At 36.6% G+C, this 24,020-nt stretch carries 19 protein-coding genes; 10 read left to right on the top strand and 9 right to left on the bottom strand.

The features are described 5' to 3' along the window. Positions 1-76: 76 nt before the first annotated feature. The 4 genes from FHT21_RS09125 to FHT21_RS09140 form a co-directional block, all read right to left on the bottom strand. The gene (locus tag FHT21_RS09125) at positions 77-1,690 is read right to left on the bottom strand and encodes a S8 family peptidase (protein ID WP_167294373.1); all 1,614 of its coding nucleotides are present in this window, start codon (positions 1,688-1,690) and stop codon (positions 77-79) included. Positions 1,691-1,802: 112 nt separating this feature from the next. Continuing rightward, complete coding sequence (locus tag FHT21_RS09130) at positions 1,803-2,399, bottom strand: DUF4142 domain-containing protein (RefSeq protein ID WP_167294374.1); 597 nt, start codon at positions 2,397-2,399, stop codon at positions 1,803-1,805. A 58-nt stretch (positions 2,400-2,457) separates the two neighbouring features. After that, on the bottom strand, positions 2,458-2,904 hold the full coding sequence (locus tag FHT21_RS09135) for a GNAT family N-acetyltransferase (protein ID WP_167294375.1): 447 nt from the start codon (positions 2,902-2,904) through the stop codon (positions 2,458-2,460). 58 nt (positions 2,905-2,962) lie between these two features. Further along, positions 2,963-3,454, bottom strand: a complete 492-nt coding sequence (locus FHT21_RS09140; protein WP_113948827.1) for a YajQ family cyclic di-GMP-binding protein — start codon at positions 3,452-3,454, stop codon at positions 2,963-2,965. Between the two features lie 76 nt (positions 3,455-3,530). Here FHT21_RS09140 and FHT21_RS09145 point away from each other — a divergent pair, with 76 nt between their 5' ends. The 3 genes from FHT21_RS09145 to FHT21_RS09155 all read left to right on the top strand — a co-directional run bounded on the left by FHT21_RS09145 (position 3,531) and on the right by FHT21_RS09155 (position 7,196). Continuing rightward, a complete protein-coding gene (locus FHT21_RS09145) occupies positions 3,531-4,154 on the top strand; it encodes a hypothetical protein (RefSeq protein ID WP_167294376.1) in 624 nt (207 codons plus the stop codon). Between the two features lie 100 nt (positions 4,155-4,254). Then, positions 4,255-6,315, top strand: coding sequence for a polyphosphate kinase 1 (ppk1, locus tag FHT21_RS09150; RefSeq protein ID WP_167294377.1), 2,061 nt, complete (start codon positions 4,255-4,257; stop codon positions 6,313-6,315). Continuing rightward, positions 6,315-7,196: an exopolyphosphatase gene (locus FHT21_RS09155; RefSeq protein ID WP_167294378.1), complete on the top strand. Its 882-nt coding sequence runs from the start codon at positions 6,315-6,317 to the stop codon at positions 7,194-7,196. The genes ppk1 and FHT21_RS09155 overlap by 1 nt, the downstream gene beginning before the upstream one ends. A gap of 160 nt (positions 7,197-7,356) precedes the next feature. Here the strand turns inward: FHT21_RS09155 and FHT21_RS09160 are convergent, their stop codons facing one another. From FHT21_RS09160 to FHT21_RS09180, 5 genes are all read right to left on the bottom strand, one after another. Then, on the bottom strand, positions 7,357-7,710 hold the full coding sequence (locus FHT21_RS09160; protein ID WP_243853936.1) for a DUF5655 domain-containing protein: 354 nt from the start codon (positions 7,708-7,710) through the stop codon (positions 7,357-7,359). Positions 7,711-7,716: 6 nt separating this feature from the next. Then, entirely contained in the window at positions 7,717-8,442 is a 726-nt protein-coding gene (gene pgl / locus FHT21_RS09165) for a 6-phosphogluconolactonase (protein WP_167294379.1), read from the bottom strand. A 121-nt stretch (positions 8,443-8,563) separates the two neighbouring features. Beyond that, a complete protein-coding gene (gene zwf, locus FHT21_RS09170) occupies positions 8,564-10,078 on the bottom strand; it encodes a glucose-6-phosphate dehydrogenase (RefSeq protein ID WP_167294380.1) in 1,515 nt (504 codons plus the stop codon). 30 nt (positions 10,079-10,108) lie between these two features. After that, the gene (gndA, locus tag FHT21_RS09175; protein WP_167294381.1) at positions 10,109-11,524 is read right to left on the bottom strand and encodes an NADP-dependent phosphogluconate dehydrogenase; all 1,416 of its coding nucleotides are present in this window, start codon (positions 11,522-11,524) and stop codon (positions 10,109-10,111) included. Between the two features lie 86 nt (positions 11,525-11,610). Then, entirely contained in the window at positions 11,611-12,369 is a 759-nt protein-coding gene (locus FHT21_RS09180; protein ID WP_167294382.1) for an ROK family protein, read from the bottom strand. Between the two features lie 103 nt (positions 12,370-12,472). Here FHT21_RS09180 and FHT21_RS09185 point away from each other — a divergent pair, with 103 nt between their 5' ends. The 7 genes from FHT21_RS09185 (at position 12,473) to FHT21_RS09215 (ending at position 24,003) form a co-directional block, all read left to right on the top strand. Continuing rightward, the gene (locus FHT21_RS09185) at positions 12,473-13,759 is read left to right on the top strand and encodes a sterol desaturase family protein (RefSeq protein WP_243853938.1); all 1,287 of its coding nucleotides are present in this window, start codon (positions 12,473-12,475) and stop codon (positions 13,757-13,759) included. A gap of 645 nt (positions 13,760-14,404) precedes the next feature. Next, complete coding sequence (locus tag FHT21_RS09190; protein WP_167294383.1) at positions 14,405-17,560, top strand: SusC/RagA family TonB-linked outer membrane protein; 3,156 nt, start codon at positions 14,405-14,407, stop codon at positions 17,558-17,560. A gap of 11 nt (positions 17,561-17,571) precedes the next feature. Then, positions 17,572-19,143, top strand: a complete 1,572-nt coding sequence (locus FHT21_RS09195) for a SusD/RagB family nutrient-binding outer membrane lipoprotein (protein WP_167294384.1) — start codon at positions 17,572-17,574, stop codon at positions 19,141-19,143. Between the two features lie 17 nt (positions 19,144-19,160). Beyond that, positions 19,161-20,750: a DUF5689 domain-containing protein gene (locus FHT21_RS09200; RefSeq protein WP_167294385.1), complete on the top strand. Its 1,590-nt coding sequence runs from the start codon at positions 19,161-19,163 to the stop codon at positions 20,748-20,750. Between the two features lie 72 nt (positions 20,751-20,822). Further along, positions 20,823-22,232 carry a calcineurin-like phosphoesterase family protein gene (locus tag FHT21_RS09205; RefSeq protein WP_167294386.1) on the top strand — a complete coding sequence of 470 codons (1,410 nt, stop codon included), beginning with the start codon at positions 20,823-20,825 and terminating at the stop codon, positions 22,230-22,232. A 147-nt stretch (positions 22,233-22,379) separates the two neighbouring features. Further along, a complete protein-coding gene (locus tag FHT21_RS09210) occupies positions 22,380-23,279 on the top strand; it encodes a glycerophosphodiester phosphodiesterase family protein (protein ID WP_167294387.1) in 900 nt (299 codons plus the stop codon). 28 nt (positions 23,280-23,307) lie between these two features. Continuing rightward, a complete protein-coding gene (locus FHT21_RS09215; RefSeq protein WP_167294388.1) occupies positions 23,308-24,003 on the top strand; it encodes a GDSL-type esterase/lipase family protein in 696 nt (231 codons plus the stop codon). Positions 24,004-24,020: the final 17 nt, after the last annotated feature.

Below are 24,020 nucleotides of genomic sequence, written 5' to 3' on the forward strand. Positions count from 1 at the left end.
CAAAAAATGCGTCCCAATTTTAAAATGGGACGCATTTTTATTTGTTTAAACTTCGCTCGGACAACAAACCGAATAATTATTTAGCAACAGCTTTACCTGAGTAAGTTGCCGCTAATTTTAATGCATTGTAAGCATTCACAATACCACCGCTTATACAAAGATCAGAGAAAGGAACAGAAATTTTTTCTGCACCAGGTTCTTCACTTTTGGCGTATTCTACATTATGATTAACCTTCGTAACCGATTTAACAATAATTTCTTTCACCTGGGCAGCAGATAATTTTGGGTAATAAGAGCGGATTAATCCAGCTAAACCAGCTACAACAGGAGAAGCCATACTGGTTCCATCTAAGTTTTTGTATTTAGAACCAGGTACTGTTGAATAAATTTTAACTCCTGGAGCAAAAACATCTACCTGCGTTTTGCCGTAATTAGAGAAACTGGCTTTAAGTGTTGCATCATCTTTAGGACCAGACGCACCAACAGTTATCCATGAGGCAATGGTCTTCTCATCTAAATCTTTATGATTAGGAAAATTGTTTTCCACATCAATATTTTTGTTTTCGTTACCTGCAGCCTGAACGATCAGTACATCTTTAGATGCAGCATATTTCATCGCTTCGTTAACAATGGCTTTATTCCAGCTATAAGCTTTACCAAAACTCATGTTAATTACCTTTGCACCGTTATCAACTGCATAACGGATTCCATTTGCCACATCTTTATCTCTTTCATCACCATTTGGCGTACAACGAACACCCATAATAGCCACGTTATCGGCCACGCCTAAAATACCAAGTTTGTTGGTTCTATCAGCTGCAATAATACCTGCTACGTGCGTACCGTGCATAGCATCAGGGCCTGCAACGTCGTTATTGCCATAAAATTTCTCGTTAACATTGTTCGGGTCATCACCAACAATAGCGCGCGGATCATAATCGAGATTTAAATTGTAATTAACCTGGCGGTTATAATAATCAAATCCTTCCGTAATCTGCTCTTCATAAAAATCTTTAAAGCTATTTTTTCCTAATTCCTCAATTACAACCCCTTGTACCCGGGCATCAACATCTGTAACTGGTTTAAAATTTTTAAAGTCTTCGATAGTTGGATTCTGTTTACCAATTTTTTTTACCACTGCATCTAGTGCAGCTTTGAACCCCGTTAAACCTGCAAGATTTTCTTTAGCTTCTGCCAGTTGTTTTTCTAAATCGGCTCTCTCTGCTTTGAATACAGCAAAGTCCTTTTTATCTTTTTCTGCAACATTTGCATCAGTGGTATTGGCAAAACGGTCTTGATCGCGACGAACTAAACGTGTTAACTCTAGCGTTTCAAAATTGATGGATTCTTTTGGCCCGCCAATAAAGTTCCAGCCATTGATATCGTCGATATAGCCGTTTTTATCATCGTCTTTTCCATTCCCAGCTATTTCTTTGGTATTTACCCACATTATCCGCTTTAAATCTTCATGAGTGGCTTCTACACCACCATCATTAACGGCAACGATAACTTTAACAGATTTTTTTCCCTTTAAAAGCTCTTTGTATGCTTTTTCGGTACTGATACCGAATGTACTGTCGGTTTTAAGATCAAGGTTTTGCCAATTAGTTTTTTGTGCATTGGCTAAAGTTGGTATTGCACTGATGAGCACAACACTTAAAAGCGCGCTAAAAATTCTACTCCTATTCATTGATGTATTTTTGTATTAAACGGTGAAAATTAATTTTAATTTCTCTAATAGGAAGAAATTGTATCAAAAATGATGTTTTTCACACATTTTTATCGCTAAACAAAACTTGTCGTTATTTCATATCAACAACAATCTTTTTGGCCATATCATTGTGCAATTCAATTACCTTTAAAGTATTACTTGCCCAGGTTTTAATTGCCTGATCACGGTTTTGTATACCGGTTTTAAACAGTGCAATTGTTTTTTCATGATCAGTAACCATCATATGCATATAATGTTGATCAAATGCTTCGCCCGTCATTTTTTTCATTTCATCCAAATGAATCTGCTCATCGGCAGGCAAGGCATCGGGAGTAATTACTTTCTTTTTTATAGCCAATGCTTTTAATTCTGTATTGGCTTTGGTATGGTCGGCAAGCATTTTAGCAGCGAATTCTTTCACTTCAGCACTTTTTCCATTTTTAGCTGCAATTTTTGCTGCCTCCACCTCCATAATACCACCAATCGCAGCTTTTCTTAAAAATGTGGCACCGGCTTCATCAACGCCCGATTCTGTGCTTTCAGCGCCTGTAGCGTGGTTGCCATTTATCATATTGGTATCGCTAGCAACACTATCTTTTGTGGTTGCCGATTTTTTATCTGCAGTTTGGCAGGATCCGAATGATAATATCAACGCAAAAGCTGTAGGTAATAAAAATATCTTTTTCATGTTTTCTCTATGTTTTGATGTGTTTTAAAAACAAGAGAACTTAAGAAAGGTTTTTTGCCTATTCAGCAGCTCTGGTGTAAATATCCGGAATTACGATGCCCATCTGTCTTTCCGGATGCTCAATTACCGAAAAGCCAAACTGTTCATAAAGGCCATGGGCATCCAGGGTGGCCAGTTGGTAACGGCGTAAACCCTGCAAATCGGGATGAAAGATCATAAACGACATCAGTTTCTTAGATAAACCGAAGCCACGGTAACTTTCTTTTACATAAACATCGCAGAGCCAGGCAAAAGTTGCTTTGTCTGTTACCCAACGTGCAAAACCAACCTGTTCCTGATCTTTATAAATACCAAAGCAAAGTGAATTTTCGATAGATCGTTTTACTGTATCGAATGGAATGTTCTTTGCCCAATACGATTCGGTGCTTAAGTAATGATGGATGGCCTCAATATCCAATAGTTCCTTTTTATCTGAAAATATAAAACCGTTTTCGCTGATTTCCATTATTTTTAGGTTAAGCGTATAAATCGGTTAACTGATAGAATATACTAAAACAGTTAACCTAATTACGCATGTTAATATACTGCAATGGCTGTCCGAAATCTTCGCCTCTACACAAACTGATCACCGCCTGTAAATCGTCGATTTTTTTTGCTGTTACACGTACCTGGTCGTCCATAATGGAAGGTTGCACCTTTAAACCGCTGGCTTTGATTTTCGCAACCACTTTTTTAGCAGCTTCTTTATCCAATCCTTCTTTAATGCTGATTTCTTTCCGGATCATATTGCCCGAAGCCTGTTGTTCATCACCAAAATCCAGACTTTTAGGATCAAGGTTCTGTTTCATCATTCTCGAAATGATCGAATCTTCAATGGCTTTTAAGCGCATATCATCTTCAGTTACAATGGTAATTACATTTGCTTTTTTATCCAGATCAATCGTGCTTTTCGAGCCGTTAAAGTCATAACGGTTAAGGATTTCTTTTTTTGCGTTGTTAACCGCATTGTCTAATGTTTGCGCGTCAACTTTACTTACTATATCAAAAGAGGGCATGGTTTTAGCTTTAAAGTAAAAAAATAAGTAGATTTAGTAGAAATTAATCTTACCTCACAAAAAAACGAAAAATAATATGAAAACCACTAAACCAAAGTCTCAAAAAAAGATCACCAAGAAAGAAGCCAAAAAACAATTGGAACAATCTATCACCGATAAATTTTTAGAGGTAATCAAAAGTTTAGGACATGATGTATCGGAAATCAGTACAGAGGTTGGAAAGGCGAGTAAGCGTGTGGCTAAAAAACTGACGAAAAAGTTTACCATTGTAAAAGCCGATGTGGGACAAAAAATAGATGAATTGATTCATGCATCAAAAGAGAAAGCTGTGAAAAAACCAGTTGCCAAAGCTGTAAGTAAGTCTGAAAAAACAGCTCAGAAAGTGGTTAAAAAAGCCGTTGCAAAGGCTAAACCAGTAGTACAAAGCATTAAGGTTGCGGCAATAGAAACAGAGGAAAAAGCAGAAAAAGTATTGGCAAAACCAGTAACAAAAGCAAAAGAAGCCGTAAAGGAGGCTACAACAGTTGTTAAAAAAGCGGCAACCACGGCAAGTAAAGTACCTGCAAAGGCTGCTACAACAGTTAAAAAGGCTGTAGCTCCAGCCGCTACCCCTGCAAAAGCAGCAACAGTTGTTAAAAAAACAGTTGTTAAAGCTACGCCCGCAGTTAAGAAAGAAACAAAAACACCAACTAAAAAATAAATTTGTTAACGTTAATGCGCATATGAATTAACATCGATTTAACAAATTAATGTGCAGTTTTGAACATCCCTGTTTTGGCAGGGATTTTTTATTTTTTTAAATGAGCAATAAGAAGATCCCTTTTTTAAACCGCGAAATCAGTTGGCTTTACTTTAACGAACGTGTACTGCAGGAAGCTGCTGACGAAACAGTTCCGCTGATTGAACGGATTAAATTTCTATCTATATTTTCTTCAAATTTGGAGGAGTTTTACCGTGTGCGGGTAGCCACCATGACCCGACTAACCAATTTGAACGATAAGGCTAAAGCACTTTTAGGATTTAACCCAAAGAAAATTCTGAATGAGATTAAAAATATTGTTGTAAAACAGGAAAGAAAATTCGACCAGCTTTTTCAGGCTACCCTAATAAACGAACTTGCTCAAAACAGGATTTTTATTTTAAACGATACCCAACTGAATGTAAGCAGGGGCGAATTTGTTAAAAATCATTTCAGGGATAAGATTTTATCTAATCTGGTTCCCATTATGCTGGATATGGATAAACCTTTTCCAGAATTGAAAGACCGGTACCTTTACTTTTTTGTTAAACTTTCAAAAAAGGATACAAAAATTAAAGAGAAATATGCACTCATTGAAATTCCGCCCAATTTGCCGCGATTTTTGGTGTTACCCGAAACAAACGATCTAAAATTTATAATTCTGGCTGAAGATATTATCCGATATTGTTTAGACGATATATTTTATGTTTTTACGTACGATAATTTAGAAGCTTATTCGATCCAGTTAACACGGGATGCGGAATTGGACATTGATAAAAACATTAATGATAAATTCATCGATGATTTAAAAAACAGTTTAGAAAAACGCAAAAAAGGAAAACCTATGCGTTTGCTTTATGATTCGGCTATGCCTTTAAATATGCTTACTGTACTGGTGAATAAACTTAAGCTTGAGGCCGAAAGTTTAATTCCAGGTAACCGTTACCATAAGTTTGGCGATTTTATTGCCTTCCCAAATGTGGGTAAAAAGGAATTGGAATATGCGCCGAACGTGCCACTAAAGGTACATGATTTACACAGAACCCAAAGCATGTTCGCTAAAGTTGCCCAGCGCGATTATTTGGTGAATTTACCCTACCAATCGTACGATTACATTATTCTGTTTTTGCGTGAAGCCGCAATTGATCCGAAAGTAACCGAAATACAGATTACCTTATACCGATTAGCCGAAAACTCAAAAGTAATTAATGCATTAATTAACGCTGCTAAAAATGGTAAAGCAGTTTCTGTTTTATTAGAACTTAAAGCCCGTTTTGATGAACAGGCTAATATTTACTGGACGAGCCGCTTAATGGAGGAAGGTGTTAAGGTGAATTACGGTTTAACTGACTACAAAGTACACTCCAAAATTTGTTTGGTTAAACGGATCGAAAAAGATAAGCCTGTATACTATGCAAACTTAGCAACAGGAAACTTTAACGAGAAAACCGCAAGTTTATACTGTGATCATAGTATTTTCACAGCTAAGAAAGAGATTACCAACGATCTGGTAAAACTTTTTGATGCGTTGAGTAAACGTACCGTAACCAAAGGATTTAAACACCTCATCGTTTCGCCACTGGAGAGCCGATCGAAATTGGTCAATTTTATTAATCGCGAAATCAGGAACGCAAAACAAGGTAAACTCGCTTACATCATGTTAAAGGTAAATAGTTTAGCGGATGAAGGGATTATTGCCAAACTTTACGATGCGAGCAATGCTGGCGTTAAAATTCAGCTGATTATCCGTGGCATCTGTTGTTTGGTACCGGGAGTAAAGGGCTTTAGTGAAAATATTACGGCCATCAGTATTATCGATAAGTTTTTAGAGCATGCCCGGGTTTATATTTTCGGTAATAACGGTAAAAACGACATGTATTTATCATCTGCAGATTTAATGAGCAGGAATTTCGAACACCGTGTAGAGGTAGGATTCCCGGTTTTGGATCATGATGTGAAACAGGAGATACAGGATATTATTGATCTGCAACTGCAGGATAATACCAAATCGAGACAGATCAATGCGTTAAACAATAATAAATACCATAAAAACAGATTAAGCAAAAAGATAAGGGCGCAGGTAGACATCTATAACTATTTAAAAACCAAGCATCAATCATAATGTTAAGATACGCAGCTATAGATATCGGGTCTAATGCGGTGAGGTTACTCATTGCCGATATTAGCAAACAAGACGGAAAATATAAGTATAAAAAGAACACCCTTATACGTGTGCCGCTCCGGCTGGGAGATGATGCATTCTTAGATCAATATATATCGGAAAAAAAATCTGCAGATCTGGTAAAAACCATGACTGCTTTTAAAAATCTGATGGACGTTTATCATGTTTCTGAATATTTGGCTTGTGCAACATCTGCTATGCGCGAAGCCCGTAATGGAGAAGATATTGTTAAGTTGATTAAAAAGGAAGCAGACGTTACTTTAGAGATTATTGAGGGGCAGCGGGAAGCGAATATTATTTATGCTAACCATATTGAAGAAGAGTTAGACGAAAATAAAAACTACCTATATATTGATGTTGGTGGAGGTAGTACTGAACTGTCGGTTTTCGTAAAAGGTGCGCCAGAAGCATCAAGATCCTTCAATATTGGTACAATCAGGATGCTCGATAATCAGGATAAGGAAGAAACCTGGGAAGAGATGAAAGATTGGGTAAAAGAGCATACAAAAGAATATAAACATTTAGCTGGCATAGGTACAGGTGGCAATATTAATAAATTGTTCCGCATGTCGGATGAGAAGGAAAATGCGCCTTTATCGTTGCAGAAATTAAATTCGATGTATAATAAATTAACCAGTTATTCATTGAAAGAAAGGATCAATACGCTGGGTTTAAACCCCGACCGTGCAGATGTAATTATTCCGGCCTGCGAAATTTACCTTACTTTAATGAAATGGACAGGTATAAAACAAATTTATGTACCTAAAGTGGGAATGGCTGATGGAATTATTAAGTTATTGATAGAAGAGAAATTGGATTAGAGGCATTTTACTTGTGAAGCCGTCATTGCTTCGTCGGCTGAAAAAGCCTTCTCGCAATGACGGCCATATACATGGTGTCAGATGTTTCCATCTGACACTAAAATTTATTAAACTGTCGGATGATAACATCCAACGGCACCTATGTTCTGGGGCAAGTAACTCACTCCATCGCCATCCTTAAAAAACTTTTCACCTCATCATTAATATCTTCCTCGAAATAAATCCTCAAATGGTGATTATATTGATTAATTCCTGGTACCTGTGCAATTTTGGTGAAGCAAAGATTGTTTTCATACGGTTGATTGAAAGGAATAACCACATGGATAAAGTTCTTTCCCAACTGCGTAATATATGCAAAGCTGGTTTCGGATTCGATCGAGATCATGGACTTTGTAGGCCTAAGATTTATCTCTCCTAATTCGGTCAATTGCGCAATAAAAAAACGGAACAACCCTAAGGTATATTCCGTTTTTCCGTTTAAAAAGTCTGATAAATGTTTTTCTTCAGACATCATAATTTTTTAATCTTCTAATAATTTTGTTGCAGCCTCATCTGTAAACCAGGTTAATTTACCATCAATCGGATCGATTAACTGAGAAGGGTATAAGTCAACATTTTTTTCGGTATCACCGATAACATGTTTCAGCGCTTCTGCCTTATTCTCTCCAAACACCAGGAAAGCGACGTTATCTGCTTTGTTAATTAACGGTGCGGTAAAGCTAATGCGGTAAGTATCTAATTTTTCTACATACACCGCTGCTATGTTTACTTCTTTGTCCTTAACTAACGTGGTATGCGGAAAAATTGAAGCCGTATGCGCATCATCACCCATACCTAAAAGGATCAAATCGAAAACAATATCTTCACCATTAAAATGCTTGTCGATTGCTTTTTTATATTCGATAGCTGCTTTTTCTGGAGCCAAAGTGGTATCAACGTAAAAAATATGATCTTCTTTAATACCTAGTGGATCTAAAATGGTTTTCTTGGCCATTAATCCGTTGTAGTTATCGTCATTAGCCGGAACGTTGCGCTCATCGCCAAAGAAGAAATATACTTTTTCCCAATCAATTCTGTGCTGGCCTTCTGTAGCCAGAAGATGATAGAGTGCTTTAGGAGAACTACCGCCAGTTAAAACGAAATTGAAACGGTCGTTTTCTTCGATAGACATTTCTGCAATCTTGATGACATAATCTGCCAGGTCCTGGTTAAGTTCTTCTAATGTTTTATATATGAGTAGATTCATTTTATAACTTATTAATTAATGTCATGTTGAGCTTGTCGAAACACCGATCGTTAAGTTCTTCGACAGGCTCAGAATGACAATCCGCTTATGGCTGTAATGCTATTGGGCCATTAACCTAATATTATTCCTTATTCTTCAATGGTAGGTTAAACCAGTGGAAACCATCTCTTGCAATAAGTGCTTCAGCTTCTTCTGGTCCCCAACTATCGGCAGGGTAATTAGGAAAGTTGATTGATTTTTTACTTTCCCAGGTATTTAAGATCGGCATTACCAACTCCCATGCTGTTTCTACCTGATCGCCACGCATAAACAAGGTTTGATCGCCCATCATGGCATCTAATAATAAGGTTTCGTAGGCCTCAGGGGTATCGCCCTCGTAAGTTCCTTTATAATCGAAAACCATATCAACAGGATTCAATACCATATCCAATCCAGGTCTTTTAGCCTGTACCTGCATACGGATACTCATTTCAGGCTGTATACTGATTACTAACCTGTTTTGTTGCCAGTTTTCGGTTACACCTGATGAGAAAATCTGATGAGGCACATCTCTAAACTGAATGGTAATTAGAGATGAAGTCTGATTTAAGCGTTTTCCAGTTCTTAAATAGAAAGGAATTCCTTGCCATCTCCAGTTATCGATATGGAATTTAACAGCAGCAAAAGTTTCAGTATTAGAATGTGTATCAACACCTTTTTCCTGACGGTATCCAGGTACTTCCTTACCTTCAACCCAGCCTTTACTATATTGACCGCGAACAGTATGAAAACGGATATCTTCTGCAGAAAAAGGACGCATCGCTCTTAAAACCTCAACCTTACGATTTCTGATTTCATCGGCATCAAAATTAATTGGTGCTTCCATTCCAACCAAACAAAGCAATTGCAACAAGTGATTCTGAATCATATCTCTCAAAGCGCCAGAACCTTCATAATAACCTCCACGATCGCCCACACCTAACTGTTCGGTTACCGAAATTTGAACGTGATCGATATAAGATCTATTCCATAACGGCTCGAACAATGCATTGGCAAAACGGAAAGCCATCATATTTTGAACGGTCTCTTTACCTAAGTAATGATCGATACGATAGATCTGTTTTTCGGTAAAAATGGTACTCAATAATGTATTCAGTTCTTTTGCAGATTCTAAATCATGACCGAAAGGTTTCTCAATAACGATGCGGCTGTTATCTTCATCTTGCGTAAGTTTATATTTCTGCAAACACTCGGCAATAATAGGGAAGAAGTTAGGCGCAACAGCCAGGTAGAAAATTACCTGCGTACCAGCACCAAAGTCTTTTTGGTATTTTTCTACAGTTGCCTTAAGGTTTTCGAAAGTTTTTGGCTGAGCAAAATCGGTAGGACAGTAACTCATAGTTTTTCCAAAATCGTCCCATTTATCTTTTTTTACTTTTCCGCTGCGTGAAAACTGGTTTACAGCATCTTCTAAAGCAGCTTTGTAGCTATCGTCGGTAAATTCGGTTCTACCGGTACCAATAACGGCAAACTTATCTGGCATGTAACCCTCTATAAACAAGTTATATAGGGCAGGTGCTAATTTTCTTTTGTTTAAATCACCTGTTCCACCAAATATTACAAAAATGGTAGGGTTTAATGCGGTTTTGGTTTTCATTTTATGTTCTTGTTCGTGAATCTAATAGGTTTATGATAATTTATTCCAATCAGCGTGGAAAACACCGTCTTTATCAATGCGCTCGAAAGTGTGTGCACCAAAGAAATCTCTTTGTGCCTGGATTAAGTTAGATGGCATTCTAGCTGTGGTAATGGTATCGAAATAGGTTAGGGTAGATGCAAATGCAGGAATGCCTAAGCCAGAATTGATACATGCACTGATTGTTTTGCGTGTGCCTGCTAAAGTGCCTTTAATGATATTCTGGATGCCAGCATCACCGAATAAATGTTCCAGAGAATTGTTTTTATCATAAGCCTGATAAATATCTTCCAAAAATTTAGCCCTGATGATACAGCCTCCACGCCAGATTTTGGCAATTTCCTGTAACTGTAAGTTGTATTGGTATTCTTTTGATGCCTGAACCAATAAATGCATTCCTTGTGCATAAGCACTAATCATAGAGAAGTAAAAAGCATCTTCCAGTTCATCAATGGTAACAGCAATTTTGGTGTCTTTTTTCCCGAATGCTTCTTCTAAAGAAACTCTTAGTTTTTTGAATTTAGATAAATCCCGGTTAGAAACAGCCTCGTTAATGGTTGGTACAGGTAACTGAAGTTCCATCGAAACCTCTGATGTCCATTTCCCAGTACCTTTTGAACGTGCTTCATCTTTGATCTGATCTAAAAGATCATTTTGTGTTTCAGTATCTTTAACAAGGAAGATTTCGGCAGTAATTTCTAATAAGAAAGATTGTAACCTGCCTTCGTTCCATTTTTTGAATACCTTATATATTTCTTCGTTGGTATAACCCAATCCATTTTTAAGGATGCCATAAACTTCGGCAATAAGCTCCATTATGGCATATTCGATTCCGTTATGTACCATTTTAACAAAATGGCCAGAAGCACCAGGGCCAATGTAAGTTACACAAGGATCGGTTCCAACTTTTGCAGCTACGGCATCAAAAACATCTTTAACTACGCTATAAGCTTGTTTATCGCCACCTGGCATCATACTCGGACCAAAACGTGCTCCTTCTTCACCACCAGAAATGCCCATTCCGAAGAAATGTAAGCCATCTTTCTCCAGTTCGTCAACACGGCGGTTTGTATCGGTAAAATGTGAGTTTCCACTATCGATAATAATATCGCCTTTGCTTAAAAGCGGTTTTAATTCTGCAATAACGCTATCTACAATCGGTCCGGCTGGTACTAATAAGATTAATGTACGTGGTGTTTGTAAGCTAGAAATAAAGCTTTCAATATCGTCAAATCCTTCTAAGTTGTGCTTCTTGCCTTCTTCTTCAAGTTTCGAGATCATTTTTCTGTCTTTATCGTAACCAGTTACAGAGAAGCCTTTATCAGCCATGTTTAATAATAAGTTCCGGCCCATGGTGCCTAAACCGATCATTCCCAATTTATATTTTTTTGAATCGTTATTTGCCATTTTTTATTTTTTATAATGTACCCAAAATTAGGGTTTACAAATTAATATTGCAGCTATTGTTGTTAAAAGATTGTAATAAAGATTAATTATTTTTTAGGCTCAACAGTAAAGATGTTGTACTTGTCGGCCAGTTTCCAGAGTTTTGCGCCACCTTTAATGCCGTCTCTGTTGGTTACAATTTTAATATTGCTTTCCAGTTTAAAATCTATTTGTTTAGAATTGCCACCACCAATATATAAGGTGTCATAATTGAAAACCGTTTTGTAGATTTCGATTACTTTTTTGAGCCTTTTATTCCAACGTTCAGTTCCAATTTTTTCGAAAGCCTTATTTCCGATATAATCATCGTAGTCTTCTTCCTTATTGATCGGGAAATGTGCGAGTTCTAAATGCGGCAGTAATTCTCCATCGAATAGTAAAGCCGTTCCAAAACCTGTACCTACTGTAAAAACAATTTCAAATCCTTTGCCCTCAACCACACCTAAGCCTTGCTGATCTGCATCGTTTACCAAACGTACTGGTTTACCTAACTCATTGGCTACACGCTGAGCGAGATCAACATCTGCCCATTTGTTTTTTGCCAGGTTAGGGGCGGTTTTAACAATTCCGTTTTTAACATAACCCGGAAAACCGATCGATACACGGTTGTAGCTAACAGGAAAAGGCTTAATCAACTCAATAATTCCAGAAACAATGTCTTTTGGAGTAGCTTCTGGTGGGGTTTTGCTTTTTAAATATTCGGTAAGCATATTTCCACTTTCATCCAAAAGAACCGTTTTAATGCTTGTGCCGCCTATATCAATGGATAATATATTGTTGTTTTCAGCTTTTTTATCTGTAGCCATAATGGTGTATTTATAATTTCGAAGTTCTACAAATAAATTAAAACAACAAACATAAAATGAAGATCGAAGTAATTTAGGTGTAATAATATATTCTATAAAATCTATGTATTTAATAGAATATATTTATGTTTGTTCCGTTAAACTAAAAAAGACCACTACAGTTATGACGGTAAACTACCTTGCATTTGCTATACCAGCATTTTTTATTTTTGTATTTATTGAGTTTAAGATCGCCCAACATCAAAAAAAAGCGAAAATTTTCAAATATGAGAGTACGGTTGCAAATTTTAGTGTAGGTATTGCTGAAAGGTTACTCAACTTATTTATTGCGGCCAGTTTTTACCAGGTTTATAATTGGGTGTATGCGAGCTATGCTATTTTTGACATTCCTACCAAATGGTATGTATGGATACTTTTATTGCTTTCTACCGATCTGGTTTGGTACTGGTACCACAGGTTGGGGCATGAGATCAATTTTTTATGGGCGGCACACATTGTTCATCACCAGAGCGAAGAGTTTAATTTATCTGCAGCAGCTCGGATTACCACGATACAGGCCATTTTCCGTAATGTGTTCTGGTGCATCCTGCCACTGATCGGTTTTCATCCGAATATGATTATTACCATTCTTCTGGCGCATGGTGCTTATTCGTTCTTTACACATACACAATTGGTTGGTAAACTGGGCTGGCTCGAAAATATATTCATTACACCATCTTTACACGGCGTTCACCATGCATCGGATGAGAAATACCTCGATAAAAACTATGGTGATGTATTTGTTTTTTGGGATAAACTCTTCGGTACTTTCCAAAAGGAAGAAGAAGCTCCAAAATACGGCCTAACACATCCCATTAAGAGTTATAGTTTTTTATGGCAACATTTCCATTATTATTTGGAGATAGCAGAAGCTTACAGGCGGGCAAATGGATTTAAGGCAAAATGGGATGCTGTTTTTGGTAGTCCGGCTTTAATGGACCAGAATATCAGGCCGATTTTGGAAGAACGTTATTATCAGAATAAAATACAAGATGAGACAAAGCCTAAACCAAAGTTTAAAATCTATCTGAATATCCAGCTGATAATGGTGGTAGCAATGCTTACAGGTACTACCATGTTTTACGAATCGCTAACCTTAGTACACAAAACTGCCATATTGATTTTTATCCTGGTTACCCTGATCAATATCGGTGCTTTATTAGAGCAGCGCAAATGGATTTATTACCTCGAATGTTTCAGATTGATATTAATCTTTGGCTATTTTTTCTACGCTTTAAACCTGCTTGGTTTTTTAATATTTCCGGTGATTATCTTAATCGCGCTGGAACGGACATTCTCTTTACGTAAACTTTACATGAAGCATGTATTTGAGTACGCAAAGATAGGTTAGTCATGTTTCTTTATCTTTCGGTTTTGGTTGATATATAAATGTTACAACAGGATGTTTCGTTTTGTTGCTCTATTTATTTTCCTGGCACCATACCTTGTAATAAAATTATTACGTACCTCCCTTGTGTCAATGATTTAATCAGGCATTGCCTCCTTTTTCTTTATTTATAGCTAAATATTCTATTTTTTGCTTTATTTAGTATAACTTAGTTATCCAATTCTTTTTGCGATCATCAATATTTCTGTCTGTTTAAACATTCAATTAAAAAATATTTCTTGCTGATTTATTTTATTGTTTTTAGTTTCGATTTGTTTTGTTAATTTTAATTAACGAAATATATAGTAAGTAAAACCAAATAAATCGCAATATATTTAGGTTGCTTTTTAATACGTTAATGTTTGCTTAATATATTTTTAACATAAACAGACTTACTTTGCCCGCAAATCCGGACAAAATAAATCGCACATATGAACCCCATTACTAACCGGATATACTATAATAATTATGATCAAAAATTTTACTCAACAGATTTCGTGGCATCATTGCGTTCTGCATGTAAAGCAAAGTAGCCCTCATAATCACCAAACGAAAAGTCGAACTTTTTTTAAGGGCAAACTAAAACGCTTTAGTTTTTTAGTTTGTGTTATGCTGCTACAATTAATTTGTATTAACGAAAGTTTTGCACAAACTCCTGCGCAAAATATTGTAATTAAAGGTACTGTGTTAGATGACCAGGACGGACAAATATTAATTGGAACCACGATAACGGATAACAATAAAAAATTTTTAGGGGTAACCAACGAGAAAGGAAATTATATCATCACTATTGCTAAAGGAACAACCGTTTTATATAATATGGTGGGGTATACAACCTTGCGGAAAACGTTTAATAATAACGAAAACAATGCAACAATAAGGTTGGCTTCATCTACCAGCCAGTTAAGCGAAGTGGTAGTTACGGCACTAGGAATAAAACGTGAAGAAAAAGCATTGGGTTATGCCGTAACAAAGGTTGATAGCACACAACTCACCGATGCAATATCAAGCAACTGGACAGACGCATTATCTGGAAAAGTTGCCGGATTAAATCTTGTTAGAAACAGTGGACCCGCGGGTTCTAATAAGATTATTTTAAGGGGCGAGAACAATCTTACCGGGGATAATGAGGCGCTTATTGTGATTGATGGAGTAGTAGCAAGTAGCAGCTCAAGGCGTACTGCAGCAACGGGCGGTGGAGTATACGGAACATCGGGCGATATTATGCCGGTAGATTTTGGTAGTGGTATTAATGATTTAAATCCTGATGATATTGAGAGCGTAACGGTGTTAAAAGGTCCCGCAGCTTCTGCACTTTATGGGCAACGAGGCGCCAATGGAGCGGTTATGATTACAACTAAATCAGCTAATAAAAATAAAAAGAAGTTAGGAATTTCTTTTACTTCTAATAGCTCTTGGGAGGATGTTAATCGTGGTCCTGCCAGACAAAATGAATTTGGAGCCGGTACAGATGGTACTACAAGTTATCAATTTGGTACAGGTAATACAAGTTCAACTTATGGCCCGGCTTTCGCTGATGGATATATGTTTTTCCAATATGATCCTGCAACTAAAGCAAAAGGCTTAACCAAAACACCATGGGTAGGCTATGGAGACCCTGTTGATGGTTTTTTTATCACAGGTTTCGAATCTACCAATTCGGTTAGTTTAGATGGAACACTTAAAAAAGTAGGTCTTCGTTTCTCGGCAAGCCACGGTAATAATGAGTGGATTGTACCGAATACCGGTATGGAAAGAACAAATGTTTCGCTAAACGCGAATACGAATATTACCAAAAGATTAAGCTTAAATTTAAAAGTACAATATAGTAACAGGAACAGTGATAATTTGCCTGCCACAGGTTATGGCAATCAATCGTTAATGTATTGGTTTATGTTTGCACAGCCTAACATTAATCCAGATTGGTACCGGGATTATTGGGCTCCAGGTAAAGAACTACAACAGTTTGTAAATTTAACAACCTCTTTTCCGGAAGGCCCTTATGCTATTTCAGAACAGTATTTAAATGGACAAAAACGTAACGGCTGGTTAGGAAATATACAAGCTACCTATAAATTTACTGATGAATTGAGTTTAATGGTGCGTGCATCTGGAGATTATAATAAAGATAGACGTGAAACCATGCGTCCTTGGGATACTTCATCAGGCGGTATGTTTGCACAAGGATCTTATCGTGTAGCTGATATTAAATCGTATGAAATTAATGCCGATTTTATGTTGAAGTACGATAAAAAACTAACAAAAGATTTTAATTTATCAGCAAGTGTTGGAGGTAGCCAAATGCGTAACGAATATAGTAAGTTAGAAACCCGTGCAGATGGTTTAAAAATACCAGGGTATTATAGCTTAACCAATAACATTAACAAATTGGTTTATGTGCCAGATACCGCCCGTTATAGAATTAACAGTCTTTATGCAATGACATCGCTGGCTTACAAAAACTATTTATTTTTAGATTTAACTATCCGTCAGGATTGGAACAGTACATTGGCTACTTTAACAAGAAAAGATAATGTTGGTTTTTCTTATCCATCGGCGAGTTTAGCTTTTGTAGCGTCAGATTTTTGGGAAATGCCAAAAGCAATAAGTTTTGCAAAGTTAAGAGCATCTTATGCACAAGTAGGAAGTGGTAGTACAACTCCTTATCGTACTGCTTACAACTACTTAATAGCTGCCAATGGTGTTTACCCTGGCAATGCAATGACGAACCCAAGGATTTTACCAAATCCAGATTTAAAACCATTAATGACGACAACCATTGAATTGGGATTGGATTTGAAATTATTTAAAAACAGGTTAAATTTTGATGTTGCCGTTTATAGTGGTAATACAAAAAATCAAATACTTAGTCGTGTACTCGATAAATCATCGGGTTATGATATTGGTATTTTTAATGTTGGTAGAGTAAATAACAAAGGTTTAGAAATGTCAGTTAATGCTACGCCATTAAAAACTAAGAAATTTACATGGACATTGAATGGTACATTTAGCGCTAACCGTAACGAAATTAAAGAATTAGCAGATAGCTCGGTAATTTTGCGTACAGGTGGTTTTGGCAACTCGGGGCAAGTGGTTGCGGCAGTTGGCGGCAGTATGGGAGATTTGTATGGAACTGGCTTTTTACGTTCTCCTGATGGTCAGATAATTTTTGATGCAGTAACAGGCTATGCCAAACCAACTGCAGAAGTAAAATATTTAGGTAATACTTTACCTAAATTTAGGTTTAGTTTTGGTACTGGTGTAACCTATCAACAAGTAAGTATGAGTGTTTTATTCGATGCACAATTAGGTGCTGTTGGTCACTCGTTTACTTTTGCCCGTATGGCTTCATTGGGTAAGTCAACAATTACTTTACCTGGTAGATATAATGGTATAATTGGTGATGGAGTTGTAGATAACGGTGGAGGTACCTATCGTAAAAACGATATTATTGCTACAGATATAGAGGGATATTACAATTCATTATATTACAACCAAGCAGAAGGAAGTATTTTTAGTACAGATTATTTAAAATTCAGAGAAGCAAATATTACTTATGCTTTTAATAAGAAATTCCTGAGCAGAATTGGCTTTAGTAAACTAACAGTAGGCGCTTACGGTCGTAATCTGTTCATTTGGTCACCTTGGCCTGCATTCGATCCAGAGTTTGGAACTTTAGCTGGCTCAGATATTCAACAAGGGTTTGAAACCGGTCAACTTCCCTCTACAAGAAATTATGGAGTGCGTTTAGTTGTTGGTTTATAAAAATTATAGTTATGAGAAAGAATAAAAACATTATTATATATATCATCCTGGCAGGATTGAGTTTATCAACACTCTCTTGCACAAAAGATTTTAATGAAGTTAATACTGATCCGCTTGGAAAAACAGAAGTAAATGCCGATCAGCTATTGGCGCCAACATTAGTAAACCTAATGTCCACCAATATGTTGCGTAACCGTAACTTTAATAACGAGTTAATGCAGGTTACTGTTGATTTAGGCGATGCTGAAGGAAAAACGTTTAGATATGATATTAGACGAAGCGCTGCTGATAACACATGGAACAATTGGTATTTAAATTTAACCAATATTGTTGATATTCAGAATATTGCGAGTAAACCAGAAAAATTAAATAAATCATATCAAGGTATTTCTCTTATCATACAATCTTGGATATATTCTTTACTTACAGATACTTATGGCGATGTACCTTTTACAGAAGCTAATAAAGGAAAAGAAGGTAATTACCAACCGGTTTTTGATAAGCAAAAAGATATTTATTTAGGAATGTTTGAGAAACTTGAACAGGCTAATAATTTATTGAAAGATGGAACACCAATTGTTGTTACCAGCGATCCTGTTTTTTACGGAGATGTAAGTAAATGGCGTAGATTAGGTAATTCACTGTATTTAAGATTATTGCTTCGCGTATCGGGCAAAGCCGAAGTTTCACCAACTGTTATTGCTAAAATAAAGGATATCATTGATGTTAATTCTGCTAATTATCCAATCATGGTCAATAATCAGCATACAGCTAAATTACAATGGACAGGTTCTAATGTAAGCAATGCATTACTTACATCACCCTTTATGGCAAATGTACGCGTTAATGATTTTTACGTGCCTGCACTTGGTGAGTTTTTTATAAATAATCTGGTAGTATGGAATGACCCCCGCATTCTTCAATCTTACGGTACAAGTGGTATTAATCGTTTCCGTATTAGGCCAGGTACTAATGGATATGCAGGTGTGCCAAGTGGTTATGTACCAGGTAACGAGCCTGCAAAACAATCTAGTTTTTATTCGGCAAGTGATAATGCAGTTTTATCTCTTCAAACCGATCCTTATACAGGGATAATTATGAATGCTGCCGAAGTAGATTTTATTTTAGCAGAAGCAGCCGCCAAAGGATGGATAAGTGGAAGTGCCCAAACTTATTATTACAAAGGAATTGCAGATGCGATAAATTATTGGTTACCTACGGTAATGACTGGCGGTGCAACCGATCCAGCAGTAACTGCTTATGTTAATGCAGCTGACATTGAATGGAATAATGCATTACCATTAAACAGCGCATCGCCTAACACAATGAGTAAAATGTTGTTAATCCATCAACAAAAATATTATGCATTGTTTTTGGTCGATTTTCAGCAATGGTTCGAATACCGTCGTAGTGCATACCCAATTTTGCCAAAAGGTTTAGGTTTGCTTAACAATGGGATAATGCCTGCCCGGTTATTTTATCCAGTGGTTACTCAATCAGCAAATCCTACCAATTATAAAAATGCGGTAGCGACGCAAGGTGCCGATGCAATCAGTACACAAGTTTGGTGGCAAAAACCTTAATTTTAAGCTAAATTAATATGAAAAATACATTAAAATATATAAATGCTTTCGCTGTTATTGCATCTATATTAATCATAGGATGTGATAAACAAAAAGATGAATTTGTATTAGGTACAATAAGTCCTTTTATCTCTAATTTTGATTTAAAGAAATCTTATAAAGAAACCGATTTGGTACTTAATACAACTGTTATGAAAGGTGCCTCCTCTATAAAAGGAGTAGTAATATCTGATTTTGTGGCGGGGAATACACCAAAAAATTTATTAGTTGTTCAAAACTCAAGAATTGTTGGTAATGGTATTGACTCGGTACGAGGGATAGCCATAAATATTGGTGCAGATGCAGCTAAATACACAGTAGGCGATTCGGTGCACATTAAAGTAGAAGGTGGGATTTTAAAGCGTGTAGATGGTGTGCTTCAAATTGAAGGTGTAAATAGCACCGCAGTTAACAAAATTGCTTCTGGTAAAAACATTAAAGTGCCAGTTGTAAATATTGCTAATTTAATAGCTCAACCTTTAGTGTACGAAAACACATTGGTTACCGTAAGTAATACCGTAGTAGAACCCGAGCCGATACAGGGCGATACTTTTTCTGGCGATAAAACCATTAATGACGGTTTTGGTAAAGCAAGACTACATACCGAAGCTACAGCCAATTTTTCTGGTAATCAATTACCTTCTGCTGCAAATTTTACTGGAGTTGCATATTTTAAAACACAAAACAACCAGCCCCAGCTTTCTTTATGGGTGCGTAATGCGAATGATGTATTTGCCTTGCCATTAGTAAAGCCTTCTCCAATAATTATTTCTGGCTACTTAACCAATCCCGGAGGGAGTGAAGCTGTAACTAGCGGAACTCAAAAGGGAGCATATGAATATGTACAATTATTGGCAACAAAAGATATCGATTTTTCAGTTACTCCATACTCTTTAGTTACTACTAATAATGCAGGTTCTGCAAATCCGGCTCCTGCAAATGGATGGGCAACTGGTGGGGTACGTACCTATAAAATTAACATTACATCTGGTACTGCTAAAAAAGGTGATTTTATTTATGTTGGCGGTTACAGCAAATTGATATGGGGTTTTGGCTCAACAAATATTTCATCAGCAAACTGGGTGGCCGCAGTAGATTATGCAAATAATGATGGCGCAAACTTTGGAACTAAAAACACAAATTTATTAGCAAATAGCGGTAATGTAGCAGGTATAGCTCTTTTTGAAGGTACCACAGTTAATGCAAGTACAGTGCCAGTAGATGTGATTATGTATGGCGGAGGAAATCCAAATTCTGGAAATGTATATGCTGCAGGCCCACCAGAACTTGGTTATAGAATTACAAATACAGATTATTACACTACAATAAATCCTTCTTCTCGCTTACAGCAAAACTTCTTTGGTGCTGGCAGCAATACCAATCGCTTAGGTTTTCAAGTTGAGCAGACCGGCACAAGTGGAGGTGGTTTTATCCAACTTGGTGGTATATATATAACAAGTACAGGAAGATGGGAAAAAGGTAGATTACTTACAAATATTGTAATGTCTACAACTGCTACTATTTCTGATTTGCAAACCGGAGCAGGCGTTACTGTTTTAAAGAATTAATTAAAAATAAATGAATATAACAAGGATAGTAGTATGCTATCCTTTGTTAGTTAAAATAGGTGCTCAGCAAAAATGGATAGAAGATCATTTATACAAAAATCAACTTTATTAACCACCACCTTATTTGTTAGCTTAAAATCCTTTCCTTCATCGCTTTTTTCTGTTGATGGCCTAGTAAGCGGAACGGTAACTAGCAAAGGTAAATCTGTTGCCGGTGTGGTTATTTCTGATGGCTACAGCGTGGTACAGACAGATACAAATGGTAACTATGAAATTAAACTGCATGAGCTTTCCCGTTTTGTTTGGATCAGCACGCCTTCGGGTTACGAGTTTAAAACGGAAAGCAGCATTGCGCGCCATTATTATAAACCAGATACCGCTGGTAAGTTGAATTTCGATCTTAAACCCCTAAAACAAAATGATAACAAACATAATTTTATCATTTGGGCAGATCCTCAGGTGAAGAATAAAAAGGATGTTCAGCAAATGATGGAAACTTCGGTTCCTGATACAAGAGAAGTAGTAAAAGCAATGGGGAAAACACCTGTTCATGGAATCGGTGTTGGAGATTTGGTTTGGGATAATTTTGATCTTTTTCCTGCATATGATGAAGCCATTGCCAAAATTGGGATTCCATTTTTCCAGGCATTAGGAAATCATGATCAGGATTACAGGCTGGGTGGTGATGATACCTCTGACCGTACCTTTCAGGCACATTATGGCCCAACTTATTATTCTTTCAATAGGGGAAAGGCCCACTATGTGGTTTTAGACAACGTACGCTATTTAGGTGTAGAAAGAACTTATGATGGGTATATTACCTCAACACAGTTAGAATGGCTGGCCAAAGATTTACAATTGGTACCTAAAGATGCTTTATTAATTATATGCCTACATATTCCGGTACACAATTCGGTAAAAAACAATGATGATTTTTATGCTATTTTAAAGGATTTCAAAAACGTACATATTATGTCTGGTCACACCCATTTTAATAAAAACGTAATTAAAAATGGTATTTACGAGCATAATCATGGTACAGTATGCGGTGGTTGGTGGACAGGACCAATCTGTGGCGACGGCACACCGCGCGGTTATGGTGTTTACGAAGTAAATGGAACAGATTTAAAATGGTACTACAAATCAACTGGCGAAGACCGTAAAAAACAGTTGAGCATTTACGTAGATTCCCTAACCAATCAGAAAAGATTGATAGCCAATGTGTGGAATTATGATCCTGAATGGAAAGTAGAATATTTTTTGGATGGAAAAGCGATGGGTACTTTGACAACCCAGGATGGATTTGATCCTTTATCAGTTAAATTATATAAAGGAGATAAATTGCCAAACCCTAGGCCATTTGTTGAACCGATCTCTACAGATCATTTATTTTTGGCACATTTTGAGCCTTCAGTTAAAAAAGTGAAGGTAATAGCAACTGATCGTTTTGGAGAAAAATTTGAAGCAGAAATAGAAGCCTAATAATGCTTTCAGATGACTCTGGTTATAAATTTAATATAGATTTAATTAACCGCGTTAATTGGTAACACGTAATACCATTATCTTGTAGATTAATTAATAGCGTTGGATGTTAACGTTCAACGCCACCGTAAAATCCCTCTTTTGGATATGAAACTTAAAAAAACAGCAATTTTGATTCTTTTATCCGCATTTGCAGTAAAATCGAATGCTCAGGACGTTAAATTCCCTGTATTTAGTGCAGAAGCACATCGTGGTGGAAGAGGGCTTATGCCCGAAAATACTATTTTGGCTATGTTAAACGCCATGAAAATAGAAGGCATTACCACTTTGGAAATGGATACCCACATTTCTAAAGATGGTAAAGTCGTGGTAACGCACGACGATTATCTGAGTCCGGCATTTATGCTTACCCCAGAAGAGAAAGACATTCCGGTAACAGATGCCAAGAAATATCCGATTTTCGGCATGAATTACGATGAAATTAAGCAGTTCGACTTGGGCACCAAATATTACGATCTTTTTCCTCAGCAAAAAAAGGAAAAAACGTATTTACCTTTACTTGCTGATTTAATTGATGCCGTTCAACGCGATATCAAAACCAATAAACGCAAACAGTTTTTCTACAATATTGAAACTAAATGCAGCGAAAGTGGTGATGGAATTACCAATCCTAAACCTGAAGAATTTGTCAAACTTTTGATGGACGTCATCATAAAGAAAAAGGTTACTGATTTTGTGGTGATTCAATCTTTCGATAAACGTACCATTCAGATCATCCATGAGAAATACCCAAAAATGAAAACTTCCTTTTTGGTTGCCAATAAAAAAACATATGAAGAAAATATTGCCGATTTAGGCTATAAGCCTTTTATTTTGAGTCCGGTTTGGCAAATGGTGAACGAAGAGTTCGTAAAAAAGGCACATGCTGATGGCGTAAAAATCATTCCTTGGACCGCCAATACTTTAGCTGATATTCAGAAATTAAAAACCTTAAATGTTGATGGTATTATTTCTGATTACCCTGATATTTTAGTTCAGGCAAAATAGTATTTTCGACTTTGTAAAAAAATAGAAAATGAAGGCACTCTTAAATAAGCTATTCGTAACTGCTGTTGTATTTACCATAAGCTTCGCAACAGCTTCGGCTCAGGTGGTTAAATGGGACAGCACCTATCGCCCGGGGAAATATATTGAGCAGGTGGCTAAATTTAAAGCCGATCCAAAATCTAAAAAAGATATTGTTTTTTTAGGTAACAGCATTACTGCCGGAACAGATTGGGCTAAACTTTTAGATCTTCCACAAGCAAAAAACAGAGGGATTTCTGGTGATATTACTTTTGGCGTTTTAGAGCGTTTGCAAGACGTGATTGATGGTAAACCTGCAAAAGTGTTCATCCTGATTGGTATAAACGATATTTCCAGGAATATTCCAGATAGCGTGATCTTAAGGAATTATAAAACAATGATTGCCAGAATCAGAAAAGGGTCGAAGAAAACAAAAATATATTTTAATACACTTTTGCCTGTTAATGCGGCCTTCGAAAAGTTTAAAAACCATTATGGTAAAGATGAACACATTCTTTGGTTAAACGATGAAATCAGAAAATTTGATGCTAAAAATGTAACGGTTATCGATCTGTATCCAAATTTTACCGATCAGGACAAACATTTAAAAGCAGAGCTTACCAAAGATGGTTTACATCTTATTCCTGCCGGATACCAGGTTTGGGCCGACCTTCTTAAAAAGTCTGGTTATTTAACCCAGAAATAATGTGATTTAATAGATGT

Origin of the sequence: Pedobacter sp. SG908, assembly GCF_011759615.1 — a bacterium.
Taxonomy (GTDB): Bacteria; Bacteroidota; Bacteroidia; order Sphingobacteriales; family Sphingobacteriaceae; genus Pedobacter; species Pedobacter riviphilus.